Origin of the sequence: Blautia pseudococcoides, from assembly GCF_001689125.2 — a bacterium.
GTDB lineage: Bacteria > Bacillota > Clostridia > Lachnospirales > Lachnospiraceae > Blautia > Blautia pseudococcoides.
Map to the genome: position 1 here is coordinate 1203894 of NZ_CP015405.2, position 15323 is coordinate 1219216.

Below are 15323 nucleotides of genomic sequence, written 5' to 3' on the forward strand. Positions count from 1 at the left end.
TAAATACATATGTTTTTTACCCCTGGAAATTCATATTCAATTGGATTTCCGGGGGTTTTTGGTTCATGGACACGAAGGGAACTGCACGGTTGTGAGGGGGTAGACTGAGTTAGGGGTATATTGCCTCCTGCCTCGTAGGCATCAGCGGGATTACTGTCCATAACAATAGAACGTAAGCAAAGGTGCTTTCTATTGTTGGAATTCAGGCATATGTTTTCGGTACCAGATAGGGAGCATATTGCGCTGGCAGCGGGGATTTTTGCGTTGTTCGATGCCAATCGTCTGAAAAAAGGATTTCCAGAGGCCAACATATGGGTCGAAGCGGTCTTTTGAGGCTTCCATGTAGGAGAGTTCTTCAGGTGATACGGGGGTTAGGAAGTAGTCACTGTCGGCAGGATGTACAACAGACAGCATCCGCGTTTTGTCCACGATCATCCAGTGCTCTGAGGGCATACGGTCTTCAAAGTTGGGGGCAAGGATGGTTAGAACATTACATTTGGGTTCAATAATGGACAGCAGAATCTGGTTTTTCAGCCGGGAGAAACGGACGAATTCCCGAAACAGGTGTGCTTCATTGGCTACTTTGCGGTTTAGTTCAAAGAGGGCGGAAACGGCGGGATCCCCCAGCATCTGGGAAGTTTTTTCTTTGTAAACAAAGCCCAGGATCATGTAACGGTAGATGATGTCCAGCTTGTGGGGATGGTCGGACATGGCGGCACGGTAGATGTCATGGTAGGATTTTTCGGAGATTTTCTGCTGGATGGAACGGATCACTTTTTGGACTTTTTCTTCATCGGGGTCTATGTGGCGGTAGTCACAGAAAAGTTCCGGGGACCAGATGGGTTCGGTCCGGAGTTTTATGTTGCTGTGGCCCAGACGGGCGGACCAGGCGTCGTAGATGCAGGTCATCATGGATTCAAAGGTGTCTTGGCAGGTGAATATTACCATGTGGGTGGGCTCCTTTCAAATGTTTATAAAGGGGACGGGAAACCCCTGGCCTCTCCCACCCGAGTTTCCCTGGGTATTGGCGGTTGAATTATAATTGGCCGCTTAGGGTTTTTAGGGGGTCTTCGGGGGTGGGGGTGGTTAGGTTCAGGTCGTCGAAGAGGGAGAGCTGGCGGTAGGTTTGGGGGTGGTCCAGGGACCAGCTGGTCTTTTGGTCGGTGGAGGTGAGCTGGCGGGTGATGAAGTCCTCTTCGATGGGGGTGCGGTAGAGCATTTTACCGCTGCAGGTGATGAAGTATTGGGCGCGTTTTAGGACGACGCCCAGTTTTTTTAGGGCTGGGAAATCCAGACGGTTGGTCCGGCGGGCCTGGACGATCCGATAGGCGGATTTGTTGCCCAGGCCGGGGACTTTCAGCAGGTCTTCATAAGATGCAGTCTGGATCTCAATGGGAAACAGCTCCAGGTGGCGCAGGGCCCAGTCACATTTGGGGTCCAGGAGAATGTTGAAGTTAGGGCGGCCGGGGTCTAAAAGGTCCTCTGCATGGAAACCGTAAAAACGCAGAAGCCAGTCTGCCTGGTACAGACGGTGTTCTCTTAGGAGGGGCGGGGCTGTGTCCAGGGAGGGAAGGCTGGAGTCTTCGTTCAGCGGAACATAGGCGGAAAAGAAGACACGTTTTAAATCAAACTGCTGATACAGGGATTGGGTCACCTGTAAGAGCTGGTAGTCGTTTTCCGGGGTGGCGCCGATGATCATCTGGGTGCTCTGGCCTGCAGGGACAAAGGAGCGGCTTTGGGCCGCAGGCAGGGCGGGGGCATCCTGGCGGAAATAGAAGGACGGACTTCCCGTAAAGGAAGAGGGCGTAGTCATGTTCCGGGAGGCGGAAGGGCGGATGACGGAGGAGGTTACCGTGGTTTCCGTATTTCCTGACGGTAGTGAAGGCGCAGGGGTGGCGGAATGCGGAACGGCAGAGGCCAGAGGACCGTTTAAAGATCCGGAGCGGGAAGTGCCGGTGATGGTGTCCTGCGTTTCTTTTTTTGTTTTGAAGATGGAATTGGGGAGGTAGCGGTTGGCGCTGCTTCGTTCCATCTGGGCAGACTTGCCGATGGAAAGGCGGTAGTCTGTGATGCCGTGCTGAATTTGTTTGATAGGCTTTAGTATGTTTTCATGGCTTTTTCCGGGAGCCAGGGCCTGGAGGGATTCTCTGGTGGGAAGTTCCATGTTGACACTCATGCGGTCAGCCAGATAGCCTATCTGTTCGATGATTTCCGGGGCGGCTCCGGGGACAGCTTTGGCGTGGATATAGCCGCGGAAATGGTATTTGGTGCGCAGCAGGTAAAGGCTCCGGTACATAAGCTCCATAGTATAGGTGGGATTCTTTACTACGCCGGAGCTGAGGAAGAGGCCTTCTATATAGTTTCTTTTATAAAATTCCACGGTGAGACTGCAGATTTCGTCCGGGGTGAAGGTGGTGCGTACCTTATCGTTGGAACGGCGGTTCAGACAGTATTTGCAGTCATAGATGCACTCATTGGATAATAGTATTTTTAAAAGGGAGATACAGCGTCCGTCGGAGGCAAAGCTGTGGCAGATACCGGCAGCTACGGAATTGCCCAGACTGCCCTTTTCCCCGCGGCGGTCAGAGCCGCTGGAGGTACAGGCCACATCGTATTTGGCTGCGTCGGATAATATTTTCAGTTTTTCTTCCAGAGTCAGGGATGATGATAAGTACATAGTGATCAAATCCTTCCGAATGTATGTTCTGATTATAGAATAGCACAGCGGCAAAAATGTGTCAAGAACAAATGTTCGGCATTGGCATTTTTGTTACTATTCACGTTACGGTTCACAGGCAATGTTCCGGGAGGTGTTTTCCAAAAGCAGCGCCTAAATGCAATTCCTTGCATTTTGTACCTTAAAGGGCAGAACTGTGCATCGCGAAGCGTGTTACTGCGCAAAGAGTTACGTTTTTAATATACTGCCAACAGTAACCTATTCACGACACTACGTTTTTCAGGGCTGTGATAGTAACGTTTTTTTGAAAGAAAGGGAATATCTGAGGGGCCGGGAGCATATAATTTAGCAGTACGATAAGGGGGTATTTTCATGGATACATATAACATTTATAAAGACATACAAGCCCGCACCAGAGGAGAAATTTACATAGGGGTAGTGGGACCGGTACGGACGGGAAAGTCCACGTTCGTCCGCCGTTTTATGGAGCTGGCGGCACTGCCCAACATGGAAGAGACAGCACAGAAAGAGGTAAGGGACCAGCTTCCTTTGAGCGGTTCCGGAAAACTGATCACCACCGTGGAGCCAAAATTCATTCCAAAAGATGCCGCTAAAATTAAGATCGGCGATGATATGACTGCGAAAATACGTCTTATTGACTGTGTGGGGTATATGGTGCCCGATGCGGCGGGAAATATGGAGGACGGCAAGGAGCGTATGGTGAAGACGCCCTGGTTCGGCTATGAGATACCTTTCCATCAGGCAGCGGAGACAGGCACAAAAAAGGTGATCGAGGAACACTCCAACATCGGCCTGGTCATCACATGTGACGGCTCTTTTGGAGAGATTCCCAGGAATAATTACATAGAGAGTGAGGAGAAAACCGTTGCCGAGCTAAAAAAAGCGGGAAAGCCGTTTTTGATTCTGGTAAATTCCCAGAAGCCCTACAAGGAGGAGACACTTGCTTTGTGTGAGGAGCTGAAACAGAAGTACCAGGCAGGTGTCCTGAGTGTAAACTGTGAGCAGCTCCGCAGGGACGACGTGACAAGGATCATGGAAAAGGTGTTATATGAGTTCCCTATTGTGCAGATGGAATTTTTTATTCCGAAATGGGTGGAAATCCTTCCCACAGACCATTACCTGAAAGCGGAACTGCTAAGCTGTATCCGGGAACTTATGGGGAACATGAAATATGTGAAGGATGCCACCAGGGATAAGATGGTCCTCAAGTCCCAGTATGTGCGCAATCTGGTACCGGAAGCCCTGGATCTGTCCACCGGCAAAGTGCGGATACGGGTGGATATGGATGAGAACTGGTATTATGCAGTTCTAAGCGAAATGACCGGAGTTTCTATTTCAGATGAGTATGAGCTGATCCACACCATGCAGGAGCTGGCGAAGATGAAGGAAGAATATGTGAAGGTGCGTGAAGCAATCTCCTCTGTCAGGGGTAAAGGCTACGGTGTGGTGACTCCCGATAAATCGGAGATCAGGCTGGAAGAACCCATGGTTATCAAACAGGGCAGCAAATACGGCGTGAAGATCAAATCAGTCAGCCCGTCCATCCATATGATACGGGCCAATATTGAGACAGAGATCGCACCCATCGTGGGTAGTGAGGAGCAGGCAAAAGATCTGATCGAATATATCAAGAACAGTGATGAACGGCAGGAGAGCATCTGGCAGACCAATATTTTTGGCAAATCCATCGGACAGCTGGTGGAGGACGGCATTCACACCAAGCTGGTGCAGATCAGTGATGAGAGCCAGGTAAAACTTCAGGATACCATGCAGAAAATTGTCAATGACAGCAAAGGTGGGATGGTCTGCATCATCATCTGACAGAACTTCTTTTTACATTGACTTTTCCTAGGGAAAATTATATAATTACAACAGTGATTATATGACCCGGAAACGTTACGGAAGCAGGTGAAATTCCTGTGCAAGTCCGTTACTGTACAGCCAGATACGTGCGGAGCCGGAGATGGGGACGTCTGCGGCAACCGGACAGTTCAAGACAACAGGATAAGTGTATCATTTTTATTCTGCTGCAGCCCAAAAGAGAAGGAATCCGTTGTCAGTTTTCTGGCAGCGGTTTTTATTTTAGAAGGAAAAGCGGCAGACTTTGGCCGATTCGGAGACATGTACATATGACACATAAGACTGGTTTGGAAGACTATTACATTATCAGGAATAATAAGAAAATGCGTTTTGGCTACACTACCGGAACATGTGCAGCCGCGGCTTCTAAAGCTGCAGCCCAGATGCTTTTGTCAGGAGAGGAGATCCGGGAGATCCCTTTTTTGACGCCAAAAGGGATTCTGCTGAATCTGGAGGTTGGGCAAATTGAAAAGGGGGAGGATCATGTATCCTGCGCCGTGCGTAAGGATGCGGGAGATGATCCGGATATGACGGATGGCCTGGAGATTTATTCCAGGGTGAGGAAAACCGGGGAAGCAAGAATCGTGCTGGACGGGGGACCCGGGGTGGGACGTGTGACAAAAAAGGGCCTGGAGCAGCCGGTTGGAAATGCGGCAATCAACAAAGTACCCCGCAGTATGATCCTGAAAGCAGTGGAGGATGTCAGCTCAGAGTATGATTATGAGGGCGGCCTGGAAATCATCATAAGCGTTCCGGGAGGGGAGGAGGCGGCAAAAAAAACCTTCAACCCAAGACTTGGCATTCAGGGAGGCATCTCTATTTTGGGGACCTCCGGTATTGTGGAGCCTATGAGTGAAAGTGCACTGATAAAAACCATAGAAGTGGAAATGCGCCAGCGGGTGGAAAACGGCAGCCGTTTTCTTTTGGTGACCCCCGGCAATTATGGCTCCGCATATCTGAAGGAGCATATGGACCTTCCCCTTGAGGAAGCCATGAAATGCAGCAACTACGTGGGTGAGACAATCGACATGGCAGTTTCTATGGGAGTGGAAGGCATTCTTTTTGTATCCCATATCGGAAAATTCGTTAAAGTGGCAGCAGGGATCATGAACACCCATTCCCGCTGTGCGGATGCCAGAGCGGAGGTTTTGGCTTCCAATGCTATACGTGCAGGGATCTCTGCCCCTGCGGCGCTTGAAATTTTAAATACAGTCACTACGGATGAGGCTTTGGCGCTTATTGAAAGAGAAGGAAAACTACAGGAAACCATAAAGGAGATAACAGACAGGATTTCTTATTATCTGCATCATCGTGCATATGACAGAATGATGCTGGGTGCTGTTATTTTTTCAAATGAATTCGGTTATCTGGGGGAGACAGAAAAAGCCGGGGAACTGATGGAACTTCTGAGAGAACAAGACGTAACGGATCAGTAGGTCTGCGCATTCACTGCGCTGACCGTAAGAAGGCATTTTGTGAGCCAGGCAGAAATCCCATCACCAAAGGCGGTTCTGCATGGATTTTTGCGTGTAACTGTGAGGGTACTGAACCGTTACAACAAGATACTAAAAGATAAAGGAGATAGTACAGATGAAAGGTATATTATTTGGATTAGGGGTGGGACCGGGAGACCCGGAGCTGCTGACACTCAAAGCACTCCGCCTGATAAGGGAAAGCGAAGTGATTGCTGTGCCCGGTAATAACGTAAAGGAGAGTGTGGCATATAAAATCGTAAAGGGCGCCTATGACAGCCTGGATGAGAAAAAACTCATTCCTGTTGCCATGCCCATGACAAAGGACCCCAAGGTTCTGGAGGCAAATCACGACAAAGCGGCGGACGATGTGGAGGCCTGGCTGAAAGAGGGAAAAAACGTAGCCTTTCTCACCCTGGGAGACCCCACCGTGTATTCTACCTACCTCTATGTACATAAAAGAATTGTGGAGCGCGGATATGAGGCGGAAATCGTAAGCGGCATCACTTCCTTCTGCGCGGTGGCGGCCAGACTGAACATGGGGCTTGTGGAAATGGCGGAGCCTCTTCATGTGATCCCGGCCACGTATAATGCGGCCACCATGGATGATATCCTGAAGCTTCCGGGCACAAAGGTGCTGATGAAGACAGGAAAGAAACTGAAACAGGTGCGGGAAAGCATACTGGAAAGCGGACAGGCAGCCGTTATGATCGAGGACTGTGGTATGCCCACAGAGAAAATTTATGAGTGTGCAGAGGATATACCGGAACAGTCCGGTTATTATTCCCTGATCATTGCAAAAGAGAAGGAGACATTATGATACATTTTGTTGGAGCGGGGAGCGGTGCCCCGGATTTAATCACCCTGAGAGGAAAAAAATTTCTGGAGGAAGCAGATGTGATCATCTATGCAGGTTCCCTGGTGAATCCGCAGCTTCTGGAATATGCAAAAGAAGGCTGTGAGATTTTCAACAGTGCCAAAATGACACTGGAGGAAGTGCTGGAGGTTATGCGCAGAGCGGAGCGTGAGAAGAAAATGACCGTGCGCCTCCACACAGGAGATCCCTGTCTGTACGGTGCCATCAGAGAACAGATGGATGTATTGGATGAAGAGAATATTGCCTATGACTACTGTCCCGGTGTAAGCTCCTTTAGCGGGGCTGCAGCAGCCCTGGATCTGGAATATACCCTGCCGAATGTGTCTCAGAGTGTGGTCATTACAAGAATGGCAGGCAGAACGCCTGTGCCGGAAAAAGAGAGCATTGAGTCCTTTGCCGCGCACCATGCAACTATGGTGATATTCCTGAGCACAGGCCTTTTAGAGGAGCTTTCCAAACGGCTGACCGCAGGCGGTTATACTGCGGATACGCCGGCTGCCATTGTATACAAGGCTACCTGGGAAGATGAGAAATCCTTTGTCTGTACGGTGGGTACCCTGGCTGAGACTGCCAGAGAGAACCATATCACCAAGACCGCACTTATGATCATCGGCGATGTGGTGGCGCACAACGGGTATGCCCGTTCCAAATTATATGATCCCGGATTTACAACAGAATTCAGAAAGGGTACGGATTCCATATGAAAGTTTCCATTATTAGCTTCAGCCGTGCGGGATACCGTCTGAGCGAAATGCTCTACTGGGTGATGAAAGAGCGCGGGTATGAGGTGGAGTCATATACAAAGAGCAAATATACGAAAAAAGTCATGGACGAGTCACAGCTAGAGGTGGATGATAAATCATTCCGTAATGTGAAGCAGTTTGCAAAGCCGGTGGATGCCTCCATTAAAGAGTGGGCAGGCAGGAGGTTCCAGGATTCCGACGCTATTGTGTTTGTGGGGGCCTGCGGAATCGCTGTGCGCAGCATTGCTCCTTTTGTGACCAGCAAGAAAATAGACCCGGCTGTCATTGTGGTGGACGAGCAGGGCGGTTTTGCCATTTCCCTGCTTTCCGGTCATATCGGAGGAGCCAATGAACTCACGGAAGAGATCGCCGATATCCTTCACGCCACACCGGTCATAACTACAGCGACGGACATCAATAAAAAGTTCGCAGTGGATGTGTTTGCCAGAAAAAACGGGTGCTATATCTCTGACATGGATTTGGCGAAAGAGATCTCCGCCGCGCTTGTGGATGGAAAGGAAGTGGGATTTGCCAGCGATTTTCCATGGATAGGGGACATTCCCTCTGAACTAGTGCTCCTGGATGAGGAAAAAGAGAAGCCGGAAATCGGCATCTATGTGACAAACAGTTACCAGAAACATCCCTTTGTCCACACGCTGTATCTGGTGCCCAGAGTGGTGACCGTGGGCGTGGGCTGCAGAAAGGATACCCCAAAAGAAACGGTGGAACGGGTCATTAGAAGAGCCTGTGATGAACTTCTGGTCCCCTCTGTATCCATGGAGCGGGTGGCCAGCATTGATCTGAAAAAAGAGGAGGCGGGCATTATCGGTTACTGCCGGGACAGAAATCTGCCTTTTGTGACTTACACAAAGGAAGAATTGGCTTTGGTGGAAGGTACCTTTGCGGAGTCAAGATTTGTGGAAGAGGTCACAGGTGTTGACAATGTCTGTGAACGGAGTGCAGTCCTCGGCAGCAGCCAGGATGGTGTGAAGAGTATGCTGATCTTAAGAAAATATGCGGAGGACGGCGTGACCGTTGCTCTTGCCAGAAGGAAATGGAGTGTGCATTTTGAATAAATTATACGTGGTAGGCATCGGTCCGGGTGCCTATGAGAAGATGACGATTGAGGCCGCAGAAGCCCTGAAGAACAGTGATGTGATCATTGGATATACCGTGTATGTGGACCTGGTAAAGGACCATTTTCCGGGAAAGGAGTTTCTCACAACGCCCATGAAGAAGGAAGTGGAGCGCTGTGTGATGGCCTTTGTGGAGGCCATGAAAGGAAAGACAGTGGCTATGATCTGCAGCGGGGATGCAGGTGTATACGGCATGGCAGGCCTTATGTATGAGGTGGGCACAGGATACCCTGACGTGGAGCTTTCCATCATTCCGGGTGTCACGGCAGCCACCGGAGGGGCAGCAGTCCTTGGTGCGCCCTTGATCCACGACTTCTGTCTGATCAGCTTAAGCGACCTGCTGACACCATGGGAGAAAATTGAGCGCAGGCTGACTGATGCGGCACACGGGGATTTTGTGGTCTGCCTGTATAACCCGTCCAGCAAAAAACGCCATGATTACCTGATGAAAGCCTGTGACCTGATGATGAAATATAAGGCAGAAGACACGGTCTGCGGAATCGTGGGCAATATCGGAAGGGAAGGGGAAGAGATGAAGGTCATGACCCTGAAAGAGTTAAGGGAGACAACAGTGGATATGTTTACCACAGTCTTCGTTGGCAATTCCCAGACAAAGGAGATCGGCGGCAGGATGGTGACGCCCAGAGGTTACAAAAATGTGTAAGGTTCTTGTGTTTGCCGGCACCACGGAAGGACGTAAGATCGCGGAATTTCTGGACAGCCATTCAATCCCTTCCCATATCTGTGTAGCCACGGAATACGGAGAAGAACTGCTGCCAAAGAGCGGGCAGATGACCGTCTCCCATACCCGCCTCCACAGGGAGGATATGGAAAGGCTTATGGGGGAGATCCAGGCAAACCCGGTCATAGACGCCACCCACCCCTATGCGGCTGAGGTGACAAAGAATATCCGCGCTGCCTGCCAGAAGGCAGGGTGCCGTTATGTACGGCTTCTTCGCAGCAGTAAAGACGGTGGAGGAATGAATGACCGGGCAGTTTACGTGTCCAGTGTGGATGAGGCAGCAGAGTATCTGAAGGGTACCAAGGGAAATGTTTTGGTGACCACCGGGAGCAAGGAGATCGCAAAATATACGGTAATTCCGGGATATAAGGAAAGAGTGTTTGCCAGGGTTCTCTCTTTGGCAAATGTGGCAGAGCAGTGTGCGGCACACGGATTTGAAGGGAGAAACCTGATCTGTATGCAGGGGCCTTTTTCAAAAGAGATGAACAGAGCCATGATCGGGCAGCTTGACTGTAAATACCTGGTCACAAAAATGTCGGGCACAACCGGAGGATATCAGGAAAAACTGGATGCGGCCCGGGAGACAGGCTGTGTGCCTGTGGTGGTGGGAAGGCCTCTTCTGGAGGAAGGGATTTCCCTTTCCCAGTGCAGAAAAATGCTCTGCAGTCAGTTTGCCCTTTGCCCGCCAAAAGAAATCTCTCTGGTGGGGATCGGTGTGGGAAGCCCATTGCTCATGACAGTGGAGGCGCAGCAGGTTCTTGAAAAGGCAGAGCTGGTGATTGGCGCCAAACGTATGGTGGAGGCAGCAGCCCTTGAGGGGCAGGATGTCTGCATAGAGTATGACAGTGATAAAATCAGCAGGTATATAGAGGAACACCCGGAATATGAGAAGATTGCGGTGGTATTGTCCGGGGATGTGGGATTTTACAGCGGTGCCAGAAAACTTCTGGAAAAGCTTTCCGGATATCATGTACAGATCATCTGCGGAATTTCCTCCCTGGTTTATTTTATGGGAAAGATCGGGAAATCCTGGGATGACGCGTTTATCACCAGTGCCCATGGAAGAAAGGCAAATCTTCTGGCAGCGATCCGTACCCATGAGAAGGTGTTCTCCATTCTGGGCAGCAGTGACGGTGTGTCGGCTTTGGCAAAAAAACTGAAGGAATACAATATGGGCCGGGTGCGTCTGTTTGTAGGGGAACAGCTCTCCTATGCCCAGGAAAAAATCCTGACCGGATATCCTGAGGATTTTGTCTCTTATACCGGGGACGCCCTAAGCGTAGTGTATGTGGAAAATGAAACATATATGCCAATGCCTGCCACCCATGGGATTCGGGATGAGGAATTTGTAAGGGACAAGGTACCCATGACAAAAGAGGAAATACGGACCGTTTCCCTTGCAAAACTAGGTCTTTTAAAAGATTCTGTCTGCTGGGATGTGGGAGCCGGAACCGGTTCGGTCTCTGTGGAAATGGCTCTTCGGGCAGCAGAGGGAAGGGTATATGCCATTGAGAAGAAATCTCTGGCAGCGGAACTGCTTCTGAAAAACAAAATGAAATTTGCGGCAGATAACCTGATCATTGTGGAAGGGGAGGCACCGGAGGTACTTCGCGGCCTGGAGGCACCAACCCATGCGTTTATCGGGGGTTCATCAGGGAACATGAAAGCAATCATGGAACTTTTGCTCCACAAAAATCCCCGTGTCAGAATCGTGATGAACTGCATTGCTTTGGAGAGTGTGGCGGAAGCCCTGCGGTGTCTGAAGGAACTGCCGGTCACAGACACAGAGGTGGTGCAGCTCAGTGTGGGAAGAGCCAGAAAAGCAGGGCCTTACCATATGATGATGGGGGAAAATCCAATCACCATTATTTCCTGCACAGGGGATATCAGATAGGAGAGATGATATGAAAATACCGCGTGTACTTCTTTGTGCCGGTGCCAGCGGCAGCGGCAAGACTCTGCTCACCTGCGGGATCCTGCAGGTCTTAAAAAACCGTGGGCTTAGGACTGCTTCCTTCAAGTGCGGACCTGACTATATTGATCCCATGTTCCATACAAAAGTCATTGGAACCAAATCCAGGAACCTGGACACCTTTTTTACAGACGGAGATGTGGTGCGGTACCTGCTTGCAAAGAACAGCTGCGATATGGATATTGCGGTCATGGAAGGCGTCATGGGGTATTACGACGGGGTGGGCGGAACCACCAGCAAAGCCAGCGCCTACGAACTGGCGAATGTGACCGGGACCCCTGCGGTCCTGATCGTGAACTGCCGGGGTATGAGTGTATCTGTGCTCCCTTACATAAAGGGATTTGCGGAATACAAAAAAGACAGCCGGATCGCAGGTGTGATCCTGAACCAGATGACAGCCATGTTGTATCCAAGAGTGAAAAAAATGATTGAGGAGGAACTTTCCATACCTGTCCTGGGATATGTCCCCAAAGTGGAGGACTGTGTTCTTGAAAGCCGCCACCTGGGTCTTGTAATGCCGGAGGAAGTGGAGGGGTTCCGGGAAAAGCTTATGAAGCTGGCCGGGATTTTGGAGCAGACACTCTGTGTGGATAAAATCCTTGAGATCGCCGGAAATGCCCCTGAGATCTCACCCAGAAGACCATGGAAGGAGGACAGCGCCTATGCGTTTTGTCTGCCTGAGAAGGTGAGGATCGGAATCGCCAGGGATGAGGCGTTTTGTTTTGTCTATGAGGACAATCTAAAGCTTTTGGAGCAGATGGGAGCAGAGATCGTATATTTTTCTCCTATCCATGACAAGCGGCTGCCCGAGGGGCTTTGCGGCCTGATCTTTTACGGCGGGTATCCGGAGCTTTTGGGCAAAGAGCTGGAGGATAATTATTCTGTCCGCCGGGCCATTCTGGCAGAATATCAGAGAGGGATCCCTGTTCTGGCAGAGTGCGGGGGATTTATGTACCTCCATGAGTCCATGGAGGATATGGACAAAAATCCATGTGACGGTGTGGGCATCATACCGGGCCATGCGTACAGGACGGAAAAACTGGGACGGTTCGGGTATGTGACACTCACCCAGAGGGAGGGAACCGTTTTTGGAAAAAGGATTGGGAAGAGTCCGGCCCATGAGTTCCATTACTTTGATTCCACCTCCTGCGGAGAAGACTTTCTGGCAGAGAAGCCTATGAGCAGCAGGTCCTGGAACTGCCTGCACGCTTCCGAACATCTGCTGGCAGGATTTCCGCATTTTTATTACTATGGAAATCCCGAGCTGCCGCAGGCGTTTCTGGAGAAGTGCCTGGAGTACAGAAGAACAGGAAAATAAAGGAAATAGAAATATACAGAGGAAGAGAGGAAAGGAACATGAAACTGGAAGAGGCTTTAAAAAGGATTGAACCGGTCAATGAGGAAGTGATGGAGGAGAGCAGGAAGCGCTGGGACAGTATCGCACATCCCCTTCACAGCCTGGGCAAGCTGGAGGACCTGCTGGTACAGATCACCGGTATCACGGGATGCCTGGATATCCATCTGGAAAAGAAAGCACTTGTCCCCATGTGTGCGGACAATGGCGTGGTTGAGGAGGGCGTGACCCAGACCGGACAGGAGATCACAGCCCTTGTGGCAGAGAACTTCCTGCAGACAAAAGCGGTCTCCAGTATTATGTGTAAAACCGTTGGTGCGGAAATCTTCCCTGTAGATGTAGGGGTGGCAAAAGAGGTAAGTATCTTAAACCGCAAGATCGCCTACGGGACAAAAAATATGACAAAGGAGCCTGCCATGACAAGGCAGCAGGCCATCCGGGCCATGGAGACGGGTATCGAGATGGTGGAAATGCTGAAAGAAAAGGGCTATGGTGTGATCGCCACCGGTGAGATGGGGATCGGAAATACCACCACCAGCAGTGCAGTGGCTTCTGTGCTTCTTGATATGCCTGTGGAGAACATGACAGGCCGCGGCGCGGGACTTTCCAGTGCGGGACTGAACCGTAAGATCAATGCCATCAAAAAGGCTGTTGAGGTAAACAAACCGGATAAAAATGATGCGGTTGATGTGGTTGCAAAAGTGGGCGGATTTGATATCGCGGCAATTGCCGGACTGTTTTTGGGCGGCGCTGCCCTTAAAATTCCGGTGGTGATAGACGGTGTCATTTCAGCTACAGGTGCACTGGTTGCGGCCGGAATCTGTCCCACTGCAAAACAATATATGATTGCCAGCCATGTATCCAAAGAGCCTGCGGGCCATCTGCTTCTCCAGGCTCTTGGAAAGGAAGCCTGTCTTCACTGTGATATGTGCCTGGGAGAGGGTACAGGAGCAGTGGCGTTCTTCCCGCTTCTGGATATTGCCACAGCGGTATTTTACGGCATGAGCGATTTCGGCGGCATGGGCATGGATGCTTACGTGCCCTTAGATTGATTCGCGGGAAAGCTGCGATGTAACGGTTCACAGGCCACTGTACCCGGAGGTTGGAGCAAAAGTATGATAACTTTGGTGACAGGGGGAAGCGGGAGCGGAAAATCTGCCTTTGCGGAGGATATGCTGACAGGATTCGGCGATGGCGACAGGATTTATATAGCTACCATGTACCCCTTTGATGAGGAGAGCAAGAAGCGTGTGGAACGCCACAGGCGTATGCGTGCGGAAAAAAAATTTACAACAATAGAGTGTTACACAGGGCTTAAAAACGTGCAGGTGCCAAAAGGCGCCTGTGTACTTCTGGAATGCCTGTCCAACCTGACAGCCAATGAGATGTTTCAGGAAGATGGTGCCGGGAGCCGTACGGTGAAGGCGGTTCTGGAGGGTATTGCCTCCCTGGATGCCCAGGCAGCGGAGCTGGTGATTGTAACAAATGAGATTTTTTCAGACGGGATCGAGTATGATGAGGAGACCAGGCAGTACCAGAAATATCTGGGTGAGATCAACCGGGAAACTGCACGCCGGGCCTGCCAGGTCACAGAGGTCGTGTATGGCCTGCCCCTCACATACAAGAGCAGGACAGATAAAAATGACAGGATGGGGGAAATGTGTGATGAGACAGAGTAAAGCGGGACAGTTTTGGAACAGTTTTAAGATAGCGTTTTCCATGTATTCCAAGATTCCCATGCCACAGAGTGAATGGACAAAGGAAAATATGCGCTATGTCATGTGCTTTTTCCCATTGATCGGCGTGGTGATCGGGGGTCTCTCCTGGCTCTGGGGGGCATATGCCCCAAAAGTTCTGGACAGCCGTGTTTTTATCACAATAGTTCTGCTTCTGATTCCCGTTGCCATAAGCGGCGGCATTCATTTGGACGGCCTTCTGGATACCTCGGATGCCCTGAATTCCTATCAGCCCAGGGAGAAGAAACTGGAAATATTAAAAGATTCCAATGCAGGCGCTTTTGCTATTATTGTGGGTATCTGCTATTTTCTTCTGTATTTTGGTGTCTACAGTGAGCTGACGAGTGCGGGGCTTCCGGTGGTGTGTTTGGGATTTGTTCTCTCCAGAGGGATGGGGGCTTTTTCAATCGCGTCTTTTCCCATGGCAAAAAATACGGGGCTTGCGGCAGCTTTTTCAGATGGTGCCCAAAAACATGCGGTCAGGGTGGTTTCCGTATTATTCTCTCTGGCAGCAGCAGTACTGATGGTCCTTCATCAGCCGGTTATCGGCGGTTCTGCCGTTCTGGGCGCTGCGCTGGAATACCTGTACTACTACCGCATGTCCATGAAACAGTTCGGGGGGATCACGGGGGATCTGGCTGGTTTTCATATGCAGATCTGTGAACTTGCCATTGCCCTGTTCGCAGTGGCCGGTGAGGTGATCGTGCGTCATCTGTAAAGCCATTACATAACA

Annotated in this window: 13 protein-coding genes; 11 read left to right on the forward strand and 2 right to left on the reverse strand. The window is 50.5% G+C overall.

From position 1 onward, the window contains the following. Nucleotides 1–189 precede the first annotated feature (189 nt). Both A4V09_RS05595 and A4V09_RS05600 read right to left on the reverse strand, forming a co-directional pair. Complete coding sequence (locus tag A4V09_RS05595; protein ID WP_065541473.1) at nucleotides 190–948, reverse strand: TIGR03915 family putative DNA repair protein; 759 nt, start codon at nucleotides 946–948, stop codon at nucleotides 190–192. An 88-nt stretch (nucleotides 949–1036) separates the two neighbouring features. Then, entirely contained in the window at nucleotides 1037–2677 is a 1641-nt protein-coding gene (locus tag A4V09_RS05600; RefSeq protein ID WP_065541474.1) for a putative DNA modification/repair radical SAM protein, read from the reverse strand. A 372-nt stretch (nucleotides 2678–3049) separates the two neighbouring features. On the opposite strand from A4V09_RS05600, the gene spoIVA reads away from it, so the two are divergent. The 11 genes from spoIVA (at nucleotide 3050) to cobS (ending at nucleotide 15308) form a co-directional block, all read left to right on the forward strand. Then, a complete protein-coding gene (gene spoIVA / locus A4V09_RS05605; protein WP_065541475.1) occupies nucleotides 3050–4519 on the forward strand; it encodes a stage IV sporulation protein A in 1470 nt (489 codons plus the stop codon). 308 nt (nucleotides 4520–4827) lie between these two features. Then, nucleotides 4828–5994 (forward strand): cobalt-precorrin-5B (C(1))-methyltransferase CbiD, encoded by a 1167-nt coding sequence (gene cbiD, locus A4V09_RS05615; protein WP_065541477.1) that lies wholly within the window; start codon nucleotides 4828–4830, stop codon nucleotides 5992–5994. A 154-nt stretch (nucleotides 5995–6148) separates the two neighbouring features. Beyond that, nucleotides 6149–6850, forward strand: coding sequence for a precorrin-2 C(20)-methyltransferase (gene cobI, locus A4V09_RS05620; protein WP_065541478.1), 702 nt, complete (start codon nucleotides 6149–6151; stop codon nucleotides 6848–6850). After that, nucleotides 6847–7611 carry a precorrin-4 C(11)-methyltransferase gene (gene cobM / locus A4V09_RS05625; RefSeq protein ID WP_065541479.1) on the forward strand — a complete coding sequence of 255 codons (765 nt, stop codon included), beginning with the start codon at nucleotides 6847–6849 and terminating at the stop codon, nucleotides 7609–7611. Before cobI ends, cobM begins: the two co-directional genes overlap by 4 nt. Beyond that, nucleotides 7608–8726, forward strand: a complete 1119-nt coding sequence (locus tag A4V09_RS05630) for a cobalt-precorrin 5A hydrolase (RefSeq protein ID WP_065541480.1) — start codon at nucleotides 7608–7610, stop codon at nucleotides 8724–8726. The genes cobM and A4V09_RS05630 overlap by 4 nt, the downstream gene beginning before the upstream one ends. Further along, nucleotides 8719–9450 carry a precorrin-3B C(17)-methyltransferase gene (gene cobJ / locus A4V09_RS05635; protein WP_065541481.1) on the forward strand — a complete coding sequence of 244 codons (732 nt, stop codon included), beginning with the start codon at nucleotides 8719–8721 and terminating at the stop codon, nucleotides 9448–9450. The genes A4V09_RS05630 and cobJ overlap by 8 nt, the downstream gene beginning before the upstream one ends. Beyond that, nucleotides 9443–11422 carry a precorrin-6A reductase gene (gene cobK / locus A4V09_RS05640; protein WP_065541482.1) on the forward strand — a complete coding sequence of 660 codons (1980 nt, stop codon included), beginning with the start codon at nucleotides 9443–9445 and terminating at the stop codon, nucleotides 11420–11422. The genes cobJ and cobK overlap by 8 nt, the downstream gene beginning before the upstream one ends. Nucleotides 11423–11432: 10 nt before the next feature. Next, a complete protein-coding gene (locus A4V09_RS05645) occupies nucleotides 11433–12818 on the forward strand; it encodes a cobyrinic acid a,c-diamide synthase CobB (protein WP_065541483.1) in 1386 nt (461 codons plus the stop codon). A 38-nt stretch (nucleotides 12819–12856) separates the two neighbouring features. Continuing rightward, on the forward strand, nucleotides 12857–13906 hold the full coding sequence (cobT, locus tag A4V09_RS05650; RefSeq protein WP_065544652.1) for a nicotinate-nucleotide--dimethylbenzimidazole phosphoribosyltransferase: 1050 nt from the start codon (nucleotides 12857–12859) through the stop codon (nucleotides 13904–13906). A 63-nt stretch (nucleotides 13907–13969) separates the two neighbouring features. Next, on the forward strand, nucleotides 13970–14533 hold the full coding sequence (locus tag A4V09_RS05655; protein ID WP_065541484.1) for a bifunctional adenosylcobinamide kinase/adenosylcobinamide-phosphate guanylyltransferase: 564 nt from the start codon (nucleotides 13970–13972) through the stop codon (nucleotides 14531–14533). Continuing rightward, entirely contained in the window at nucleotides 14520–15308 is a 789-nt protein-coding gene (gene cobS / locus A4V09_RS05660) for an adenosylcobinamide-GDP ribazoletransferase (protein WP_065541485.1), read from the forward strand. Before A4V09_RS05655 ends, cobS begins: the two co-directional genes overlap by 14 nt. The last annotated feature ends 15 nt before the right edge of the window (nucleotides 15309–15323 follow it).